Raw genomic sequence first — 19,280 nt, forward strand, 5'->3', positions numbered from 1 at the left:
GGCGCAGTGCACCTGCGTCTCTCACCGCCAGGGCGCCATCGCCTGGAACACACCGTCACGCCTGACCAGTGCGTGTAACAGCGCCGCTGCCAGATGAAGCACGATCAGCGCAAAGAAGCACAGCGCGAGGGCCCGGTGCGCGTTCCATAGCAACGTGTGCAACCCGTTGCTATGCGGCAGGATGGATGGCAAGTGCACCCCGAACACCACGACGGGATAGTCCGCGGCCGACAGCATGCCCCATCCGATCAGCGGAAGTCCGATCATCAGCAGATAGAACGCAAGATGCGACAGGTGGGCGGCGAGTTTCATCGGTTCCGGCATCGATGCCGGCAGCGGCGGCGCGCCGCGCGTCAACCTGAGCACGAGGCGAATCACCGCCAGCACGAGAATCACGATACCGAGCGGCTTGTGGATGGACACCAGCGAAAGATAGTCCGGGCGAATGGTGGACACCATTCCGACACCGATGAACAGCATCGCCAGAATGCAAATCGCCATGAGCCAGTGAAGGGCGCGCTGCAGCGGCGTGAAGCGATCGTGGGTCGGGGTCATGGCGTGGCTCCTTCCGCCGGATGGTGCGGATAGTCCTTATCCTCGGCGGTCCGCCGATTGAACGACACGGAATAGGCGGCTGAGCGCGCGGCGGGAAACGGGTCGTCCGAAACATGCATGCCTGGCGGCAGCACGGTGGGATCGAAGTTGAGATCGCGACACGGCCCGTCAGCCTCGGGCTCGATCGCGTTGACCACCAGCGTCCCCGCCTCGACCTTGCGCCGATCCTCCGGCCAGGCTTTGCTGGGGTCGGCGGTCGGGTCGCCGGGATTGGCGACCGTGACGACCAAAGTCCATCGTTGCGGTCCGCTTTGCACCCGCTGCGTAATATCCGCGGCGAGGAAGTCGGCGGCACGTGCTTTCAACTGGTCGGCGGGTACGGCCTCGGGCTGCGCGGCGGGCACGAAGGACCAGCGCACCGCCTGGTCCTCTCCCGCGGCATTGGTGAAAATGAAGCTATTGAGGCTGTTGTACCGTTCCTGTGCATACGAGCCCGTCCATGGCGCGCTGCCGGCCCACGCGACAAAAGCGCCGAACTCCGGGTGCGCAGCGGCAAAGTTCTTCATGGCGTCCGGGTCGGTCTTGTCGGCCGACGCCTCGAGCAGAGCGTAGAAGGCCTGCGGCGTGGCGACCGGGAAGACGGGGGCGTCGATCATCGCCGAGCGCCATTCGCTTCTGTCCGGCGCGACGATACGCAGACTCAGGCCGCGTACCCGCACCGTGGCGTCCGGGGCCTTGGGGTCCGCCGTGGCGAGGTTGAAACGCCCCGTGACCGGATACGAGCCAGGCGCGAACATCGGCGCCCTGGACAGGGCCGCGGCCGCGCCATTCGATTCGAAGTTGCCGGTAAAGCAGATGCCCTTGGCATGATTGCGCCGGAAGCCGAGCGCCGCGCCGCCCGGCGGCGCCAGGCCGTTGACGATCTTTGCCGGCGTCAGGCGCCCTGGCGAAAGCCAGCCGGCCGTATAGGCGAAGGCCGCGACCAGCGCGGCCACGATGACTGCAATCAGAAGCAGCGAACGGACTGCGGACGTACTGGATGTCGGTCTGTCGGCCATCGATCTCTCCCGATCAATGATTCGGCTGAATGGAAATCTAGCAGGGTGGCGACAATAGTGCCATTGATTGATCAATCGTGCCTGGTCGCTGCCAGGCGTCGTAATGCGCGAACTCCTGGTGCGGGGTCGCCATGTGCCTTTGGTTCTGCACGCTCAAGGGAACGCCGAAAAAACTTCAAGGAAAGGCCGGCGCCGCGGGCAAGACAACTTCCGCCGCGGCGCAGCCCATTCCCCAACATCAATCCCGCGCCGAAGAAGCCGCGCCGTGGCTTAGCCAATCCAGCACGGCGGTCGCATCGTCGTCCGCGCCTTGCCGCGCCCTGGCGACCGTCTCCGCCACGTCGGCGCTCGGCACCGCACGACGGATCGCCACCCCGACCGCAAGAATATCGATCATCACCAGATGCAGAATCCGCGAAATCATCGACAACTGCGACTCGCGAATTTCGATGTGATCGGTTTCGAGCGCAACCGTGGCCCGCTTGGCCAAAGGCGTATTGCTCGACGTGATCGCGATCACCTTGGCGCCGGCCTGCATCGCTACATCCAGCACGCGCAGCAGTTCAGGCGCGCGCCCCGATTTGGACACCGCCACGATCACATCGCCCTTGCCGAGCAATGCCGCCGACGCCGCCTGCATGTACAGATCGCCGTACGCAATCGTCGGAATGCCGAAACGGAAGAACTTGTAGTGCGCGTCCTGCGCGACGATGTTCGAATTGCCGAGGCCATAGAACTCGATGCGCCGCGCGCCGTTCAGCAGATCGATGGCCCGCTCTACGTGCTCGAAGTTCAGATGCTCGCGCAACTGCAGGATCGCCGACACGGTGTTGTCCAGCACCTTCGCGCCGAAGTCCGTGGCCGTGTCGCCCAGATGCACCTGGCTGTGGCTCACCGGAATCGTGCCGGTCAAGCCCGTTGCCAGCTTCAGCTTGAAATCGGACAAGCCCTGGCAGCCGAGCGAACGGCAGAAGCGGATCACGGTAGGCTGACTCACGTCGGCCTTGCGCGCGATATCGACGATCGGATCGTTGATGATCGAACGCGGGTGATTCAGCGCGAGATCGGCCACGCGGCGTTCGGCTGGCGTCAACGCATCGCGCATCTGGCGAATCCGCTCGAACACTGCCGATGAACTGCCGCCCGCGCGGTTCGACAACTGTTCGGCGAGAATTGCCGAGACGCCGAGGAAGGCGGGATATTCGGCGGTAATCACATACGTCGGCACATTCTGCAGGTACGCCTCGAAGCGGCCCTTGGCTTCGAAGCGCTTGCGAAAAGACGAGCGGGCGAAGAGCTCGCCAAGCCGCGGCACCACGCCGCCGCCGATATAGATGCCGCCCAATGCGCCGAGCGTCACCGCGATATTGCCGGCGAAGGTGCCGAGAATGCCGCAGAACACGTCGACGGATTCGGCCGCGAGCGGCTCGCCTTCCATCGCGCGCTTGACGATCTCGATCGTATCGACGTTGGCCGCCACGCGCTTCTTGTCGCGGCCCGCGAGCGCGCGGTAGATCACTTCGATGCCCGGACCCGCGGCCACGCGTTCGAACGACACGTGCGACCACTTCTTGCGCGCGTATTGCAGCACGATGTCTTCGCGTTCGTCGGCCGGCGCGAAGGTGGCGTGGCCGCCCTCGCTGCCGAGCGCGATCCAGCGGTCGTCGGCGGGAATCAGGCCGGACACGCCCATGCCGGTGCCCGGCCCGAGCAGGCCGATCACGCTGTTCGGCCGGCGCGTGCCGCCGCCCACCTGCACGCGTTGCGCGTCGGTGAGGCCGGGCAGTGCCATGGCCAGCGCGGTGAAGTCGTTCACCACCAGCAGCGTGTCGAAACCGAGCGCGCGGCGCGTGGCTTCGATCGAAAAGCTCCAGTCGTGGTTCGTCATGCTTACCTGATCGCCGTCGACCGGGTTCGCAATCGCGATCGCCGCGTGATTCACGCGGCCGATCTTGGTGTCCTTCAGATACCTCTTGATGACTTCGGCAACACCCGGATAGTCCGCGCACGGATAGACCTTCACCGAGCCGATTTCGCCCGGACTCGCCTCCAGCGCGAAGCGCGCATTGGTGCCGCCGATATCGGCCAGCAGCCTGGGTCCATCGGCGTGCTGGCCCGCGCCCGGAGCAGCCTTAGTTTGCACACCAGTAGACATCGAGTCTCACTCCCTTGTCGTTTGCCAACTGTGAGATGGCATTTTTTTGTAGCGCAGCGGTGGCGGCATTCAGCACGTCCATCTTGCGCGGTCCTGCAATCAGCAAAAACAGATGCTTCACTTCCTTCAATGCGGACATCGACCAGCTCACGCGCGCATGCGGCGCGCTGCCGGGATGCACGGCAACGAAGCGCTCGGCGGTGGTGATCGCATGATCCCATTCGGGCGAGTCGGCAAAGATCGACGCGGTGTGGCCGTCTTCGCCCATGCCGAGAATCGCGACGTCGGGCACGCTGCTAAAACGCGCGTCGGCATTCAGCGCGGCGACATGCGCGTTGATATCCTGCGTGGTGTCCACGAGCGGCCAGAACGCGGCGTTCTTCGCGGCGTTCTGCAATAGCGTGGCGCGTACCAGTTGCGAGTTGCTCGCGCTGTCCGTTTCGGGCACCCAGCGGTCGTCGACCAGCGTCACGGCAATGCGTGCCCAGTCGAAGGACTGCGTGGACAACGTCTGCAGGAACGGGCGCGGACTGCTGCCGCCGGACACTGCAAGCATTGCCGGGCGCGCGCCGGTGGTGGCACCGGCGGCCTGTGCGGCGAGCGACGCATGCAACGCGTCGCCAACCGCTTTCGCCAACGCGTCGGACTGGGCGCGTTGATCGTCGAAAGCGTGAAGCTCGATCACTTCTCCTCCGTGCTGCTTTCTTGTTGGATCTGCCGAATGTGCCGTCCTGCTCTCACGCGATGCCTGCAAGATGGATGACTTGCAGGCGCCCTCGTGATACCGGCGCCATTCCGTTCAGTTCGTCGGTGGGTCTTACAGGCGCCACGCCATGTTCCGTGGAATACGACGTGGCGCCGCGATTCAATTCTCTTCTTCGAGCCAGCAGGTGCCGTGCTGTGCCAGCATCGCACTCGATGCGGCCGGTCCCCACGTGCCCGAAGCATACGGCTTGGGCGGCTTGTTCGACGCCTTCCATTCGTTCAGGATCGGTTCGACCCAGCGCCAGGCGGCTTCCTGCTCGTCGCGCCGCACAAACAGCGCGAGGCGGCCGTTGATCACGTCGAGCAGCAGACGCTGATACGCTTCCATCTGTCCTTCGCGGAAGAACTGGTCGAACGCGAGGTCGAGGTGGACGCTGGCGAGATTCATGCCTTCGCCGGGCTGCTTCGCGAGACAGTAGAGGCGAATGGTCTCGTTTGGCTGCAGGCGGATCACCAGGCGATTCGCGCCGGCGCGCAGCGCGGAGGCGCCCAGCGCCGAATGCGGCACGGGGCGAAAGTTCACCACGATCTCGGCGACGCGATCGGCCAGCCGCTTGCCGGTGCGCAGGAAAAACGGCACGCCGGCCCAGCGCCAGTTTTCGATCTCGACCTTCAGCGCAACGAAGGTTTCGGTCGTGCTGTCCGGCCTGACGCCAGGCTCCGTTGCGTACGCCGGCACGGAAGTGCCGCGAATCACACCCGAATGATACTGGCCGCGCACGGCCACCTTGCCGATATCGCGCGGATCGATAGGTTTGAGCGCACGCAGCACGCGCAGCTTTTCGTCACGCACCGAATCCGAATCCATGGAATGCGGCGGCTCCATCGCGACGATGGAGAGCAATTGCAGCAAATGGTTCTGCACCATGTCGCGCAGCGCGCCGGTATTGTCGTAGAAGTCGCCGCGCGCTTCCACGCCGAGCTCTTCCGCGATCGTGATCTGAATGCTTTCGACCCACTCCCGGCGCCACAGCGGCTCGAACAGCGCATTGCCGAAGCGCAGCGCCAGCAGATTCTGCACCGGCTCTTTACCGAGGTAGTGGTCGATCCGGTAGATCTGTTCTTCAGCGAAGATTTCGCCGACCGCATCATTAATTGCGTTCGACGACTTGAGGTCGTAGCCGAGCGGCTTTTCCAGCACGATGCGGGCGTTCGCATTCAATCCCACCGACGCGAGCGCGTGGCAGATCGGCACGAACAGCGACGGGCCGGTGGCCAGATAGAACACGCGGATGCCGGGCAGATCCTGAATGGCGTCGCGCAGCAGCGCGAAGTCGTCCGGGTTGCCGAGGTCGATCTTCACGAACTCGATGCGCTTCAGAAAGCTCGCCCATGCCGCTTCGTCCACACCGTTCTTCGACACATGCGGTTTGACGTGCTCGTTCACCCACTGCAGATATTCGCTGCGATCCGCCGCGTGCCGGGCCACCGCGAAGATCTTGCCGCTGTCGGCCAGCATGCCGCCCGCACGATGTGCTTCAAACAGTGCCGGCAGAATCTTGCGCATCGACAGATCGCCGGTTCCGCCGAAGAGAACGAAGGTGAAGCTTGAATCGGTTTGCATGAGTCTCCGTCGATTGTCCTGGGGCCGCGGAAAGTGAGTGGAAGCGCGACCGTAGTCCGATAAAATTTTTTTTGACACTGAATTGTAGTTTAACTACAATCCAAATCAAGAGGTAGCGCTAATTCGATGAAAAAAGCGTGCGCTGTGAGTCTGGAGGCGCGTTTTCCCGAATCGGCAGGCGTCCCCTGCATGTTAACGGACATTGCGTGCCGGCACTTGCCAGCATGCCCGGTGGACCTTGCGGAAAGCCGGGCGGTTGAGCGGCCGGCAGGGTCTGCCCCAGGTTGACGTGCAAGGCACCTCGAGTCTGCCGCGCGCGACGCGGGCAGGCAAAAATCAAAAGAGGAGACAGTCAGTTGCATCCCGAACCACTCATCTCTTGAGCTTCCAGCGGCCGGACATCGGTCCGCCGGCACATGCCTCGCGCATGCGCCCGACCGTGCTCGATCGCCCAGTGTTTTGCCTGTTTGAACCAACCACAGCACCCTGGCGACATCAGGGGCCATTTGTTTTTTGTTCAGGTGTCTGGAGGAGATAAGCAATGAAATTTCGCGCGATCATGGGCGCTTTGTGCGCCGCAGGTCTGATGTGTGGCGTCTCGGCGGTGCAGGCTGCCGAGTCGATCGAAGTGTTGCACTGGTGGACCTCGGGCGGCGAATCGAAAGCCGTTGGCGTCCTCAAGGACGACATGACGAAGCAGGGTTACACGTGGAAGGACTTCGCGGTTGCGGGTGGCGCCGGCGCGGCCGCCATGACGGCACTCAAGACGCAGGTGATCTCGGGCAACGCGCCGAGCGCCGCGCAGATCAAGGGTCCGCTGATCCAGGACTGGGCGCAGCAAGGCGTGCTCGTGCCGATCGACTCCGTTGCTGGCGACTGGAAGAAGAACCTGCCGCCGGAAATCGACAAGATCATCCATGCGGACGGTCACTACGTCGCCGCACCGTTCTCGGTGCACCGCGTGAACTGGCTGTACATCAACAAGGCGGCGCTGGACAAGGCGGGCGGCAAGGCGCCGACCACGTGGCCTGAATTCTTCGCGGTGGCCGACAAGATGAAGGCCGCGGGTATCCAGCCGATCGCGATGGGCGGCCAGCCGTGGCAAGACCTGACGCTGTGGGAAGACGTCGTGCTGTCGCAAGGCGCGGACTTCTACAAGAAGGCGCTGGTGGACCTCGACGAAAAAACGCTGACCTCGGACAAGATGGTCGGCGTATTCGACACGGTCCGCAAGATTCAGGGTTACTTCGACGCGGGCCGCACGGGCCGTGACTGGAACCTGGCAACGGCGATGGTCATCAACGGCAAGGCCGGCATGCAGTTCATGGGCGACTGGGCGAAGGGCGAATTCGCCAACGCCGGCAAGAAGTCGGGCTCGGACTACATCTGCGCCGCTGTGCCGGGCACGGAAAAGTCGTACACGTTCAACGTCGACTCGTTCGTGTTCTTCCAGCAGAAGGGTGCGAAGGCGGCCACGCCGGGTCAACTCGCACTGGCCAAGACGATCATGTCGCCGGACTTTCAGGAGCAGTTCAGCCTGAACAAGGGTTCCATCCCGGTTCGCCTGGGCGTGTCGATGGCCAAGTTCGACGACTGCGCGAAGAAGTCGTACGCGGATGAACAGGTGGCGATCAAGTCGGGCGGCTATGTGCCTTCGCTGGCACACGGCATGGCGCAACCGGATGCAGCAGCCGGCGCGATCTCGGACGTGGTCACGAAGTTCATGAACTCGCAGCAGGATTCGAAGAGCGCAGTTGCCGCGCTCGCGAAGGCAGCGAAGACCAAGTAGTCGCGTCAAGCGATGCGGCGCGCCCGGCGGTTCAGCAACGGGCGCCGGGCGCGCCCTTCGTGTCGCCGGTTGCCGGGCTGTCTAGCTCGCATCGGCAGGCGGCTTTACCTGGTTTCATAGAGTCACACCTATGCCGTTGCGGCTTCGCGTTTTTCAGCGTGAAGGTGCCGGCGGTACAGTTTCAGCAGGAGTCGAGTAGTGACTGCTTCTATCAGCGGAAACGGGAAACCGGCCACCGCCACCCGCCGCGTGTCGCCCATGGCGGCCCTTGCCGATCGCTGGATTCCGAAGCTGGTGCTCGCACCCAGCGTCGTGATCAGCCTGATCTTCGTGTACGGCTTCATCGCAATCACCGGCTATCTGTCGCTGTCCAATTCGCGGCTGATGCCTCGTTATGAATTTGTCGGTCTCGATCGTTATCGCGAACTGTTCGATAACGACGTGTTCTGGACGTCGGCTGCGAACCTCGGCTGGTTCGGCATCCCGTTCATCGGTATCTGTATCGGCCTGGGTCTGTTTCTCGCGATCCTGCTCGATCAGCAGATCCGCAACGAAGGCGCGCTGCGCGCCGTGTTCCTTTACCCGATGGCGCTGTCGTTCATCGTGACGGGTACGGCGTGGCAATGGATCATGACGCCGAGCATCGGCCTCGAAAAGGTGTTTCACGACTGGGGCTGGACGAGCTTTTCGTTCAGCTGGCTGGGCGACCCGGACAAGGCGATTTTCTGCGTCGTGATCGCGGCCGTGTGGCAGTCCACCGGTTTCGTGATGGCGCTGTTCCTCGCGGGCTTGCGCGGGGTGGACGGGGAAATCTTCAAGGCCGCGCAGATGGATGGCGCGGGCTTGCCCACCATCTATCGCAAGATCGTGATTCCGAGCATGCGCCCGGTGTTCTTCTCCGTGCTGCTGATTCTCTGCCACATCACGATCAAGACGTTCGATCTGGTGGTCGCGTTGACCGCGGGCGGTCCTGGCACGTCTTCGTCGCTGCCGGCCATTTTCATGTACACGTTTTCGTTCAATCGCGGGCAGCTGGGCGTCGGCGCGGCATCGTCGATGATGATGCTCGCCACCGTCGTAGCCGTGCTCGTGCCGCTGATGTATCTGGAATCGAGGAGCACCCGCAATGCAGCCTAAGATGACGATCAGCCGTGCCGTCATTTATGCGGCCTTGATTCTGTTCGCCCTGTATTTCCTGTTTCCGCTGTATGTGATGCTGTCCACGTCGTTCAAGGACATCGACCAGCTGCGCACCGGCAATCTGCTCACGCCGCCCACGCACTGGACCGTCGATCCGTGGATCAAGGCATGGAGCGGTGCCTGCACGGGAGTGCGCTGCGACGGCATGCAGCCCTTCTTCATGAATTCGGTGCGGATGGTGATTCCGGCCGTGCTGATCTCGTCGATCATCGGCGCGTTCAACGGGTATGTGCTCACGCACTGGCGTTTCCGTGGCGCTGACCCGATCTTCACGATGATCCTGGTCGGCTGCTTCATCCCGTTCCAGGCCATCCTTCTGCCGATGGCGCGTTTCGAAGGCTTTCTCGGCCTGTCGAACACGACGACCGGTCTGGTGGTGGTGCACGTGATCTACGGTATCGCCTTCACCACGATGTTCTTCCGCAACTTCTACGTCAGCATTCCGGCCGAGCTCGTGAAGGCGGCGCGTATCGACGGCGCGGGTTTCTTCACGATCTTCACGAAGATTCTGCTGCCGGTCTCGCTGCCGATTTTCATGGTGTGCCTGATCTGGCAATTCACGCAGATCTGGAACGACTTCCTGTTCGGTATCGTGTTCTCCGGTGTCGATTCGATGCCGATCACGGTGGCGCTGAACAACCTCGTAAACACCTCGACCGGCGTGAAGGAATACAACGTGGACATGGCCGGCGCGATCATCGCCGCACTGCCTACGCTGCTGGTCTACATCATCGCCGGGCGCTATTTCGTGCGCGGCCTGACGGCCGGCGCGGTGAAGGGCTAGACGCCAGGCTAAACCATCCGAGCGCGGCGGCGTCTGTTCGATTCGAAGCCGCCGTCACCCGACAAAGTTTTCAAGCTGTACCAGAGACAAGAGGATTCACAGCATGGCAAGCCTTTCCATCCGTGACGTGTACAAGACTTACCCGAACGGGGTGCCGGTTCTGAAGGGTGTCAACATCGACATCGAAGACGGCCAGTTCCTGATTCTCGTCGGCGGTTCGGGCTGCGGGAAATCGACGCTGCTCAACATGATTGCCGGCCTCGAAACCGTGACCAAGGGCGAGATCCAGATCGACGGCAAGACGGTGAACAACCTGTCGCCGAAAGATCGCGACATCGCCATGGTGTTCCAGTCGTACGCGCTGTATCCGTCCATGACGGTGCGCGAGAACATCTCGTTCGGCCTGAACATCCGCAAGGTGCCGAAGCAGGAGCAGGCACAGATCGTCGACCGCGTGTCGAACACGCTGCAGATCACGCACCTGCTCGACCGCAAGCCGGGTCAATTGTCCGGCGGCCAGCGTCAGCGCGTGGCAATGGGCCGTGCGTTGGCGCGCGACCCGGTCATGTTCCTGTTCGACGAACCGCTGTCGAACCTCGACGCGAAGCTGCGTATCGAGATGCGTTCGGAAATCAAGCTGCTGCATCAACGCCTCGGCACGACGATCGTCTACGTGACGCACGATCAGATCGAAGCCATGACGCTCGGCGACCGCATCGCGGTGATGAAAGACGGTATCGTCCAGCAGTTCGGCGCACCACAGGAAATCTACGACTCGCCGTCGAACCTGTTCGTGGCGGGCTTTATCGGCGCGCCGCCGATGAACTTCATCCAGGGCAAGCTGGTCGACCAGGGCGCGGGCGTGGCGCTCGAACTGGATACGGGTGTCGCGCGCACGGCGCTGAACCTGCCGTTCGACTCCGCGAAGGTGAAGTCGCATGTGGGCCGTGACGTGATTCTCGGCCTGCGTCCGGAGCGCATCACCGACGCGCGTGGCGCGCACGGCGACAACGCGAAGCTGCAACCGATCGAAGTGAAGGTCGACGTGATCGAGCCGACCGGCCCGGACACGCTGGTGTTCGCACAGGTCAACGGCAAGCGGATTGTGAGCCGCGTGCACCCGGCTTCGAATCCGCAGCCGCTGACGAACACGACGCTGCTGTTCGATACCTCGAAGGCGGTGCTGTTCGATCCGACCAACGAAGAGCGGATCGCCTGACCGCGAAGTTCGGATTGTGTTTAAAAAAAGCCCCATGTGTTGCAAGACGCATGGGGCTTTTGCTTGTGCGACGTCGCCTCATTGCTCCGCAATATGCAGATCCGGATTGTTCCGCGCCAGCTCGGTTACCCACTCGATGAACGCGCGCAACCGCGAACTCAGATTGCGGCGATGCGCGTAGAGCACCGATAGCGGCGTGCCGGGGCTCGTGTAGGTGGTGAGAATTTCCTTCAGCGCGCCCTGTTTGATCAGATCGGAGACCATGAAGCGCGACGGCTGGATGATGCCGTGACCGAGCACGGCCGCACCGATATACACCGAGCCGTCGTTCACCGCCAGCACGCTCTTCAGCGTGACCTTGGCCAGTTCGCCGTCCACTTCGTATTCGAACGGGAACGTTTTGCCCGTGCGCGCGGACACGTAGTTGACCGCGCGATGTTCGCTCAATGCTTCGAGCGTGGTCGGCTCGCCGTATTTCTCCAGATACGCCGGCGACGCGCACGTGACGATCCGCGCCTGACCGATCCGCCGCGCAACGAGACTCGACTCCTCCGGCGTGCCCATGCGGATCACGCAATCCACGCCGTCCTGAATCAGGTCGATGTTGCGATCGGCGAGGCCGAGCCGCACGTCGATCTCGGGGTACTGCCGGTAGAAGTCGTCGAGCGCGGGCAGCAGCAGCGCGCGGGCCAGCGTGCCGGACGTATCCACGCGGATCGTGCCGGCCGGATTTTCGCGCTTGTTCGACAGCGACGATTCGGCTTCGGCGACTTCGGCGAGGATGCGCACGCAGCGCTCGTAGAACAGCGCGCCGTCTTCGGTGACGCTGACCTGGCGCGTCGAACGGTTCAGCAGACGCACGCCGACGTGTTCCTCCAGCGCCTGGATGGTGCGGCTGACTTTGGCGCGCGGCAGGTCGAGCGACTCGGATACTTTGGTGAAGCTGTTCGCCTCGACCACACGCGTAAATATCTCCATCGCTTCGAAACGGTCCATGTTTTGCCTTGTGAGTGATTGGCGGAAGTAGGTGTCGAAGTGAAGTGTATAGGTTGGAAAAATTGTTGTCCCAAAGGGTAAGAATGGGCGGTTTGCCAGTGCTCGTGTTGAGGTTTGTCCGCAGCCGCAGCCGCCGCCGTGCCGCCGCGCTCAATCCCGGTCCGGCGCGCCGAGGGGGAAAAACGCGCGATACGGGCGCGCTTCGTCCACCGCGCGCGCAAACGACGGCCGCGCCAGCAGCCGCTTCCGGTAGGCGAGCACGTGCGGGAAGGTCGGGCCGATGGCGTGCGTCCAGTCGGCATAGAAGAGGAACGGCGCGGCGCCGCAGTCGGCGAGGCTGAAGGTGTCGCCGGCGGCCCATTCGCGTTCCGCCATCACATTGTCCAGCCAGCCGTACGCGGTGTCGAGCAGGGCACGCGCCTCGGCCACCGAGTGCGGATCCCGTTCCGGCCCCGGGCGCAAACTGTCATAGACGATCTTCTGCTGCGGAGTCGAGATGTAATTGTCGAAGAAGCGGTCCATGCTGCGTACTTCGAGCGCGGCGCGCGCGTCGGCCGGCAGGAGCGGCACCGCCCCCGGGTGATAAAGACCCAGATATTCGATGATGATGCTCGACTCCGCCACGGTCCGGGCGCCGTCCACCAGCACCGGAAACCGCCTGATCGGCCAGAGCGCGGCGAATTCGGCCATGATTTGCGGGTCGTCGTGCGCCAGCAGGCGTAGCTCGAATGGCGTGCCGTTTTCGTAGAGCGCGGTCAGAACCTTCTGGCAGTAAGAGGAGAAGGGATGGGCGTAGAGCTTCAGAGGCATCGTGGTCACCTTGGACGGTTGCTAGTGCGGAGTGCGCGGCGGCGCAATGACGGCCAAAGAGGCCGTTTACCTCACGACGAACGGCAGCGGCACAAATCGACGGGCGCCACGATCCGGCCAGTATTGACCAGGAACAGCAACTTGTCATACCTGACGGCGTTGTTCGGCGGCTTCAGGCGTGCCGGCGACCAACAGGTCAGTTTGGAACACGGCGCGCTGCCCGTTCGCGGGCATGCGCCGCACGTGAATGCAAGCTGTGCCGCGCTGGCTAGTGCGGCAAGCGGACATCGAACCTGAACGTCACCAGCCTTGCAAGCAGGATAAAGGCGGTGGCGATCAGCACGCTATAGACCGTGTCGAAGTCGAAGTAATCCAGCAGCACATAAAGCCAGCAGCCGACGAAAGCGCAGGTCGCATAAGGCCGCGAGTCGCGCAGAATCAGCGGCACTTCGTTGCACAGCACGTCACGAATCACGCCGCCGAAAACCCCGGTCAGTACGCCCATCATCACCGAGGTGAACCACGGCATTTGCGCGTCGTGCGCGATCGACGTGCCGGCGATGCTGAAGAGGCCAAGCCCAATCGCATCCGCCACCAGCAAAACCCGCTCGGAAAGCAGGCGCGACGTCATTTTCAGCAGCGTCGGCGCGAACAGGGACATCACGAAGATCGCGATCAGATAATCCTGATGCTCGACCCAGTAAAAAGGCCGGCGCTCCAGCAGCACGTCGCGCAACGTGCCGCCGCCGAAGGCCGTGGCGATCGCCACCAGAAACGTGCCGACGGCATCGAGCCGGCGGCTTCTGGCCTCGATGAAACCGGAAATGGCGTAGGCGAAAATCGCCAGCGCTTCCATGATGGTCAGCGCGAGCGTCAGCCTCGGATGGATCACCGCGGCTCCGTCAGGGTCTGGCGTGCGCCGGCACGGCGCCAGGCTGCAGCAGAACGACCACTGCTCCCGCGCCGCCGTCGTGCGGACGCGCCTGGCAGAACGCAATGACTTCGGACTTCTGCACGAGCCACGCGCGCACTTTGCCTTTCAGCACCGGCTCTTTGCCGATCGATCCCAGACCCTTGCCGTGAATCACGCGCAAACACCGCAAGCCGCGTTTCACCGACTCGCGGATGAACTCTGCCAGCGCCTCGCGCGCTTCCTCGCGGCGCATGCCGTGCAAGTCGATCTGCGCCTGCACGATCCAGTCGCCGCGCCGCAGTTTGCGCACGACTTCCTGACTCACGCCGGGGCGGCAGTAGGAAAGCGTTTCGTCGGTTTCCAGCAGGACTTCGGGATCGAACTCGTCCGAGATCGCTTCGTGCAGCACGGCTTCTTCATCGAGCCGGGTTTGCACCGGCAGCGGCGGCGGGGGATTGCGCGGCAGCGTGGCGCGCGGCGGCACGGCTAGCGGCGCGACCGAGCCGATCTCGCGGCGAAACAGATCGGCGTCCGCCGAGGCTTCGCGCTGCGCGGCCGCAGCGGCCGCCCGTTCGCGCTCGCGCCGTTGCGCGTCGACTTTTAGCGCATCGCGCAACGCGCCGAGGCCGGCGAGACCGGCCGCTGGTTCGAGTTTCGGTTTGACGGCGGGCGCAGCCGGTTCGGGCGCGGGCCGCGCGACGGCGCGCGCGCGCTTCGGTTCGCTCGGATGGGGCTGATTCTTCGGCATATTGGTAATACACGCAGAGAAGTAGTTCGGTCGCGCGACGTTTGTTTGCGAGCGGAATGCAAAAAGGCCGCCGGCTATTCAGCCGCGGCCTTCTTCGAGCAGGCGGCCGGGCCATGCCCAGCCGCCATTTTACCGTTGCGCTAATCTTCCCGGCCGGGTCTCGGACCGGCGCGGCCGATCAACGCTCGGCTTCCTGACTCATGGCGTGCTCGCCGGCCATTTCGTCGATGGTTTCCAGATAGCGCTGCGCGTCGAGCGCGGCCATACAGCCCGTGCCCGCGCTGGTGATTGCCTGGCGGTACACGTGGTCCTGCACGTCGCCCGCGGCAAATACGCCCGGCACGCTGGTGGCGGTCGCAAAACCGTTCAGGCCGCCCTTGGTGATGATGTAGCCGTTCTTCATCTCCAACTGGCCCGCGAAAATGTCCGTGTTCGGCTTGTGGCCGATCGCGACGAACAGGCCTTGCAGCGCGAGGTCCGTGGTTTCGCCGGTCTGCGTGTGCTTGATGCGCAGGCCGGTCACGCCGGAATGGTCGCCGGTCACTTCGTCGAGCGTGTGGTTCCACTTGATCTCGACAATGCCTTCTTTCTCTTTGGCCAGCAGACGGTCGATCAGGATCGGCTCGGCGCGGAACTTGTCGCGGCGATGGATCACGGTCACCTTCTTCGCAATGCCGGCGAGATAGAGGGCTTCCTCGACCGCGGTATTGCCGCCACCGATCACGGCCACATGCTGCTGCTTGTAGAAGAAACCGTCGCAGGTGGCGCAAGCCGACACGCCCTTGCCCATGAACGCTTCTTCCGACGGCAGCCCGAGGTATTGCGCCGATGCGCCGGTTGCGATGATCAGCGAGTCGCAGGTGTATTCGCCCGAGTCGCCGATCAGGCGGATCGGCTTCTCGTCCAGCTTGGCCGTGTGGATGTGGTCGAAAATGATTTCAGTGTTGAAGCGCTCGGCGTGCTCCAGAAAGCGCGCCATCAGTTCCGGGCCTTGCACGCCGTTGGCGTCGGCAGGCCAGTTTTCGACGTCGGTCGTGGTCATGAGCTGGCCGCCCTGGGCGAGGCCCGTGACGAGCACCGGCGCGAGGTTCGCGCGCGCCGCGTAGACCGCTGCCGTGTAGCCGGCGGGACCGGAACCGAGAATCAGAACCTTGGCGTGTTTCGTGGAAGTTGCGGGCATGATCGAATCCTTTTACGGCGCCCGGCTCGCCCATGCGAGGCCGCGCGACTTGAGCTGGAACTATAGTTGGGTATCAGTGCGGCATTATAAAGGGCGGGGCGCCCGCCTGCTCCATCAAGCTTTCCGATCGCGCCGATAGCGTCGGCGGCGCGCCCTGCAGCGCCTTTCTGTGGCCAGACGGCCAAGTTACCGTCATTTACAGCCTCGCGCGGGGCACTGCGTTTACAATAGGCCGGATCGAAGTTCCCGGAAGCCGGGATCGGGCCCGAAGCCCCGCTGGGTGAGGCTCGGCTACGGCCCAGGCGACAACCCAGGCCGGGAATCGGGCACACACGCAACAGGATCAATGGCAAAAGCTCCCTATTCCGCGAGCGCGCAGGCATTGCCGCACCGCATGTCGCGCCTCTTCACCGAAATCCGCTGGATCCTGCAGGTGGCGCTCGGCGTTTTCCTGCTCATGGCGCTCGTCAGCTACAGCAGGCGCGATCCGAGCTGGACCCACGCCGCGCAGGTCGACCATATCGCCAACTGGGCGGGCCGCGTCGGCGCGTGGACGTCGGACATCCTGCTGCTGCTGTTCGGCCTGTCCGCCTACTGGTGGATCGTGCTGCTCGGCCGTCATATCTCCGCGAACTACAAGCGCATCACCCGTCACGAGGAATTGCAGGAAGACGCGCCGCGCGACGTGAGTTGGCTCGCCGACGCGTTCGCCTTCATGCTCGTGCTGCTGGCGTGCGACGGCATCGAGGCCTTGCGCATGTGGTCGCTGAAAGTACAGTTGCCGCGCGCGCCGGGCGGCGTGATCGGCGAGGCGGTCGCGCGCGGCGTGTCGCATGCGCTGGGGTTCACGGGCGGCACATTGGCGCTGCTGATCGTGCTCGGCATCGGGCTGTCGCTGTATTTCCGCTTTTCGTGGCTGTCGGTGTCGGAGAAGGTTGGCGAATCCATTATTTCCGCCGTGACCTTCGCGAAGCTGCGCCGCGAGGCCGGCCGCGACCGAAAGCTGGGCGAAGCGGCCGCCGTGAAGCGCGAAGGCAAGGTCGAGAAGGGCCGCGTGCGGATCGAGGAACATGAGCCGGTCATGATCGTGCCGCCGGTCATCACACCGGCCAAGTCGGAACGCGTCGAGAAGGAACGGCAGGTGCCGCTCTTCACGGACCTGCCGGGCGACTCCACCTTGCCGCCCATTTCGCTGCTCGATGCCGCGCCCGTCGCGCAGGAAACCATCTCCGCGGATACGCTGGAATTCACCTCGCGCCTGATCGAGAAGAAGCTCAAGGACTTCGGTGTCGATGTGAGCGTGGTCGCGGCGTATCCCGGCCCGGTGGTCACGCGCTATGAAATCGAGCCGGCCACGGGTGTGAAGGGCAGCCAGATCGTCGGTCTCGCCAAAGACCTCGCGCGGTCGCTCTCGCTCGTGTCGATCCGTGTGGTCGAAACGATTCCGGGCAAGAATTTCATGGCGCTGGAGTTGCCGAACCAGCGCCGTCAGACCGTCAGTCTCTCGGAGATTCTCGGCTCGGCGGTGTATGCGGACGCCGCGTCGCCGCTGACAATGGGCTTGGGTAAAGACATCGGCGGCAAACCGGTGTGCGCCGACCTCGCGAAGATGCCGCACTTGCTGGTAGCCGGTACGACGGGTTCGGGCAAGTCGGTGGGGATCAACGCGATGATCCTGTCGCTGCTCTACAAGGCGAGCGCCGATCAGGTCCGCATGATCCTGATCGATCCGAAGATGCTGGAAATGAGCGTGTACGAAGGCATTCCGCATCTACTCTGTCCGGTGGTGACGGACATGCGCCAGGCCGGTCACGCGCTGAACTGGGCGGTGGCCGAAATGGAGCGCCGCTACAAGCTGATGAGCAAACTCGGCGTGCGTAACCTCGCCGGCTACAACAACAAGATCGACGAAGCCGCCAAACGCGAAGAAAAGCTGCCGAATCCGTTCAGCCTCACGCCGGACGATCCGGAGCCGCTCACGCGCCTGCCGAACATCGTGGTGGTGATCGACGAACTAGCCGACCTGATGATGGTGGTCGGCAAGAAGGTCGAAGAACTGATCGCGCGGATCGCGCAGAAGGCGCGCGCGGCCGGCATTCACCTGATTCTGGCTACGCAGCGTCCGTCGGTGGACGTGATTACCGGGCTCATCAAGGCCAACGTGCCGACGCGGATGGCGTTCCAGGTGTCCTCGAAGATCGACTCGCGCACCATTCTCGATCAGCAGGGCGCGGAATCGCTGCTCGGCATGGGCGACATGCTGTATCTGCCGCCGGGCAGCGGCCTGCCGGTGCGCGTGCACGGCGCGTTCGTGTCGGACGAGGAAGTGCATCGTGTGGTCGACAAACTCAAGGAACAGGGCGAGCCGAACTACATCGAGGGCATTCTCGAAGGCGGCGTGACGGGCGAGGGCGACGAAGGCTCCGCAGGCGCGGGGGGAACCGGATCGGGCGACGGCGAGTCGGACCCGTTATACGACCAGGCGGTCGACGTAGTGTTGAAGAACCGCCGCGCGTCGATCTCGCTGGTGCAGCGGCATTTGCGCATCGGCTATAACCGCGCGGCGCGCCTGCTCGAGCAGATGGAGAACTCGGGCGTGGTGTCGGCCATGTCGTCGAACGGCAATCGCGAGATTCTGGCGCCGGCGCGGGAAGCGGAGTGAGCCAGATGGCCTCGGTTCCGACGCGAAGCGGTGGCGCGCCGTCGGTCATGACCGCTCAACGAATTCAATCAAGGGAGAAAACTACATGCGGCTATTCGCGCAGCAGCACGCTCGAGAGAATGCTCAATCCGGCCGTTTCGGCCAGTTCGCGCGGACCCTCGTGCGTAGTGTGGGCAGTGTGGCGATCGGCGCGTCCGTGCTGTTCGCATCGCAGGCATTCGCGAGCGGCACCGAGCAACTGAAGGCGTTCGTCGCGCAAGTGCATTCGGCGCGCGGCACCTTCGTGCAGCAGGAAGTGCGGGCGCCGAGCAAGGCGCAGGGCGCAAGCGGTACCTTGTCCACCACGGGCGCCGGCAAGACCGGCACGTCGAGCGGCACGTTCACGTTCGCGCGTCCCGGCAAGTTCATCTGGCAATACGAGAAGCCCTATGCCCAACTGCTGCAAGCGGACGGCGACAAGCTCTTCGTGTACGACAAGGATCTGAATCAGGTGACGGTGCGCAGTCTCGGCGGCGCGCTCGGCGCGAGCCCTGCGGCGATCCTGTTCGGCAGCAACGATCTCGACAGGAACTTCACGCTGCGTGACGCGGGCGTGAAGGCCGGCATCGACTGGCTCGAACTGACGCCGAAGGCGAAAGACACGCAGTTTCAGCGCGTGGGCATCGGCTTCAAGGACGGCAATCTGGAAGCGATGGAATTGCACGACGTGTTCGGCAACGTCACGCTGCTGACCTTCTCGAACATTCAGAAGAATCCGCCGCTACCGGCCGATGCGTTCAAGTTCACGGTGCCGAAGGGCGCGGACGTGATCAACGGATAAACCGCCTGCGGGTGGTGTGTGATTGGCAGAAAGCCGCGCTCCGTGCGCGGCTTTTTATTGCG

General features: G+C 63.6%; 16 protein-coding genes. 6 read left to right on the forward strand and 10 right to left on the reverse strand.

Going from position 1 to position 19,280, the window contains the following annotated elements; genetic code table 11:
- Positions 1–21 precede the first annotated feature (21 nt).
- The 5 genes from PDMSB3_RS04330 to zwf form a co-directional block, all read right to left on the reverse strand.
- Positions 22–555 (reverse strand): cytochrome b, encoded by a 534-nt coding sequence (locus PDMSB3_RS04330; RefSeq protein ID WP_165185023.1) that lies wholly within the window; start codon positions 553–555, stop codon positions 22–24.
- The gene (locus tag PDMSB3_RS04335; protein WP_165185026.1) at positions 552–1,613 is read right to left on the reverse strand and encodes a catalase family peroxidase; all 1,062 of its coding nucleotides are present in this window, start codon (positions 1,611–1,613) and stop codon (positions 552–554) included. The genes PDMSB3_RS04330 and PDMSB3_RS04335 overlap by 4 nt, the downstream gene beginning before the upstream one ends.
- Positions 1,614–1,851: 238 nt before the next feature.
- Complete coding sequence (locus tag PDMSB3_RS04340) at positions 1,852–3,768, reverse strand: bifunctional transcriptional regulator/glucokinase (RefSeq protein ID WP_165185028.1); 1,917 nt, start codon at positions 3,766–3,768, stop codon at positions 1,852–1,854.
- Positions 3,746–4,453, reverse strand: a complete 708-nt coding sequence (gene pgl / locus PDMSB3_RS04345; RefSeq protein WP_165185031.1) for a 6-phosphogluconolactonase — start codon at positions 4,451–4,453, stop codon at positions 3,746–3,748. Before pgl ends, PDMSB3_RS04340 begins: the two co-directional genes overlap by 23 nt.
- Before the next feature lie 180 nt (positions 4,454–4,633).
- The gene (gene zwf / locus PDMSB3_RS04350; RefSeq protein WP_165185033.1) at positions 4,634–6,097 is read right to left on the reverse strand and encodes a glucose-6-phosphate dehydrogenase; all 1,464 of its coding nucleotides are present in this window, start codon (positions 6,095–6,097) and stop codon (positions 4,634–4,636) included.
- Between the two features lie 541 nt (positions 6,098–6,638).
- On the opposite strand from zwf, the gene PDMSB3_RS04355 reads away from it, so the two are divergent.
- From PDMSB3_RS04355 to PDMSB3_RS04370, 4 genes are all read left to right on the forward strand, one after another.
- Complete coding sequence (locus tag PDMSB3_RS04355; protein ID WP_165185036.1) at positions 6,639–7,886, forward strand: ABC transporter substrate-binding protein; 1,248 nt, start codon at positions 6,639–6,641, stop codon at positions 7,884–7,886.
- Positions 7,887–8,084: 198 nt separating this feature from the next.
- On the forward strand, positions 8,085–9,023 hold the full coding sequence (locus tag PDMSB3_RS04360; RefSeq protein ID WP_007175885.1) for a carbohydrate ABC transporter permease: 939 nt from the start codon (positions 8,085–8,087) through the stop codon (positions 9,021–9,023).
- Entirely contained in the window at positions 9,013–9,870 is an 858-nt protein-coding gene (locus tag PDMSB3_RS04365; protein ID WP_007175884.1) for a carbohydrate ABC transporter permease, read from the forward strand. Before PDMSB3_RS04360 ends, PDMSB3_RS04365 begins: the two co-directional genes overlap by 11 nt.
- 103 nt (positions 9,871–9,973) lie before the next feature.
- Complete coding sequence (locus PDMSB3_RS04370) at positions 9,974–11,089, forward strand: ABC transporter ATP-binding protein (RefSeq protein ID WP_007175883.1); 1,116 nt, start codon at positions 9,974–9,976, stop codon at positions 11,087–11,089.
- 78 nt (positions 11,090–11,167) lie between these two features.
- On the opposite strand, the gene PDMSB3_RS04375 is transcribed toward PDMSB3_RS04370, so the two are convergent.
- The 5 genes from PDMSB3_RS04375 to trxB form a co-directional block, all read right to left on the reverse strand.
- Positions 11,168–12,085, reverse strand: coding sequence for a LysR family transcriptional regulator (locus PDMSB3_RS04375; RefSeq protein ID WP_007175882.1), 918 nt, complete (start codon positions 12,083–12,085; stop codon positions 11,168–11,170).
- Between the two features lie 150 nt (positions 12,086–12,235).
- Positions 12,236–12,895, reverse strand: a complete 660-nt coding sequence (locus PDMSB3_RS04380; RefSeq protein WP_165185039.1) for a glutathione S-transferase family protein — start codon at positions 12,893–12,895, stop codon at positions 12,236–12,238.
- A 268-nt stretch (positions 12,896–13,163) separates the two neighbouring features.
- Positions 13,164–13,784, reverse strand: coding sequence for a trimeric intracellular cation channel family protein (locus PDMSB3_RS04385; protein WP_035516978.1), 621 nt, complete (start codon positions 13,782–13,784; stop codon positions 13,164–13,166).
- A 13-nt stretch (positions 13,785–13,797) separates the two neighbouring features.
- The gene (locus tag PDMSB3_RS04390; RefSeq protein ID WP_007175879.1) at positions 13,798–14,556 is read right to left on the reverse strand and encodes a Smr/MutS family protein; all 759 of its coding nucleotides are present in this window, start codon (positions 14,554–14,556) and stop codon (positions 13,798–13,800) included.
- Positions 14,557–14,734: 178 nt separating this feature from the next.
- The gene (gene trxB, locus PDMSB3_RS04395) at positions 14,735–15,736 is read right to left on the reverse strand and encodes a thioredoxin-disulfide reductase (RefSeq protein ID WP_165185041.1); all 1,002 of its coding nucleotides are present in this window, start codon (positions 15,734–15,736) and stop codon (positions 14,735–14,737) included.
- Between the two features lie 346 nt (positions 15,737–16,082).
- Here trxB and PDMSB3_RS04400 point away from each other — a divergent pair, with 346 nt between their 5' ends.
- Positions 16,083–18,398 carry a DNA translocase FtsK gene (locus tag PDMSB3_RS04400; RefSeq protein WP_165185044.1) on the forward strand — a complete coding sequence of 772 codons (2,316 nt, stop codon included), beginning with the start codon at positions 16,083–16,085 and terminating at the stop codon, positions 18,396–18,398.
- Between the two features lie 85 nt (positions 18,399–18,483).
- Positions 18,484–19,218, forward strand: coding sequence for an outer membrane lipoprotein chaperone LolA (gene lolA, locus PDMSB3_RS04405; protein ID WP_007175876.1), 735 nt, complete (start codon positions 18,484–18,486; stop codon positions 19,216–19,218).
- Positions 19,219–19,280 lie beyond the last annotated feature (62 nt).

Source organism: Paraburkholderia dioscoreae, assembly GCF_902459535.1.
In the GTDB taxonomy this organism is placed as follows: Bacteria; Pseudomonadota; Gammaproteobacteria; order Burkholderiales; family Burkholderiaceae; genus Paraburkholderia; species Paraburkholderia dioscoreae.

Bases quoted from the DNA above. Each gene is read 5' to 3' on its own strand.
- PDMSB3_RS04330 (WP_165185023.1), bottom strand. From the start codon at position 555: ATGACCCCGACCCACGATCGCTTCACGCCGCTGCAGCGCGCCCTTCAC.
- PDMSB3_RS04335 (WP_165185026.1), bottom strand. From the start codon at position 1,613: ATGGCCGACAGACCGACATCCAGTACGTCCGCAGTCCGTTCGCTGCTT.
- PDMSB3_RS04340 (WP_165185028.1), bottom strand. From the start codon at position 3,768: ATGTCTACTGGTGTGCAAACTAAGGCTGCTCCGGGCGCGGGCCAGCAC.
- zwf (WP_165185033.1), bottom strand. From the start codon at position 6,097: ATGCAAACCGATTCAAGCTTCACCTTCGTTCTCTTCGGCGGAACCGGC.
- PDMSB3_RS04355 (WP_165185036.1), top strand. From the start codon at position 6,639: ATGAAATTTCGCGCGATCATGGGCGCTTTGTGCGCCGCAGGTCTGATG.
- PDMSB3_RS04365 (WP_007175884.1), top strand. From the start codon at position 9,013: ATGCAGCCTAAGATGACGATCAGCCGTGCCGTCATTTATGCGGCCTTG.
- PDMSB3_RS04370 (WP_007175883.1), top strand. From the start codon at position 9,974: ATGGCAAGCCTTTCCATCCGTGACGTGTACAAGACTTACCCGAACGGG.
- PDMSB3_RS04375 (WP_007175882.1), bottom strand. From the start codon at position 12,085: ATGGACCGTTTCGAAGCGATGGAGATATTTACGCGTGTGGTCGAGGCG.
- PDMSB3_RS04380 (WP_165185039.1), bottom strand. From the start codon at position 12,895: ATGCCTCTGAAGCTCTACGCCCATCCCTTCTCCTCTTACTGCCAGAAG.
- PDMSB3_RS04390 (WP_007175879.1), bottom strand. From the start codon at position 14,556: ATGCCGAAGAATCAGCCCCATCCGAGCGAACCGAAGCGCGCGCGCGCC.
- trxB (WP_165185041.1), bottom strand. From the start codon at position 15,736: ATGCCCGCAACTTCCACGAAACACGCCAAGGTTCTGATTCTCGGTTCC.
- PDMSB3_RS04400 (WP_165185044.1), top strand. From the start codon at position 16,083: ATGGCAAAAGCTCCCTATTCCGCGAGCGCGCAGGCATTGCCGCACCGC.
- lolA (WP_007175876.1), top strand. From the start codon at position 18,484: ATGCGGCTATTCGCGCAGCAGCACGCTCGAGAGAATGCTCAATCCGGC.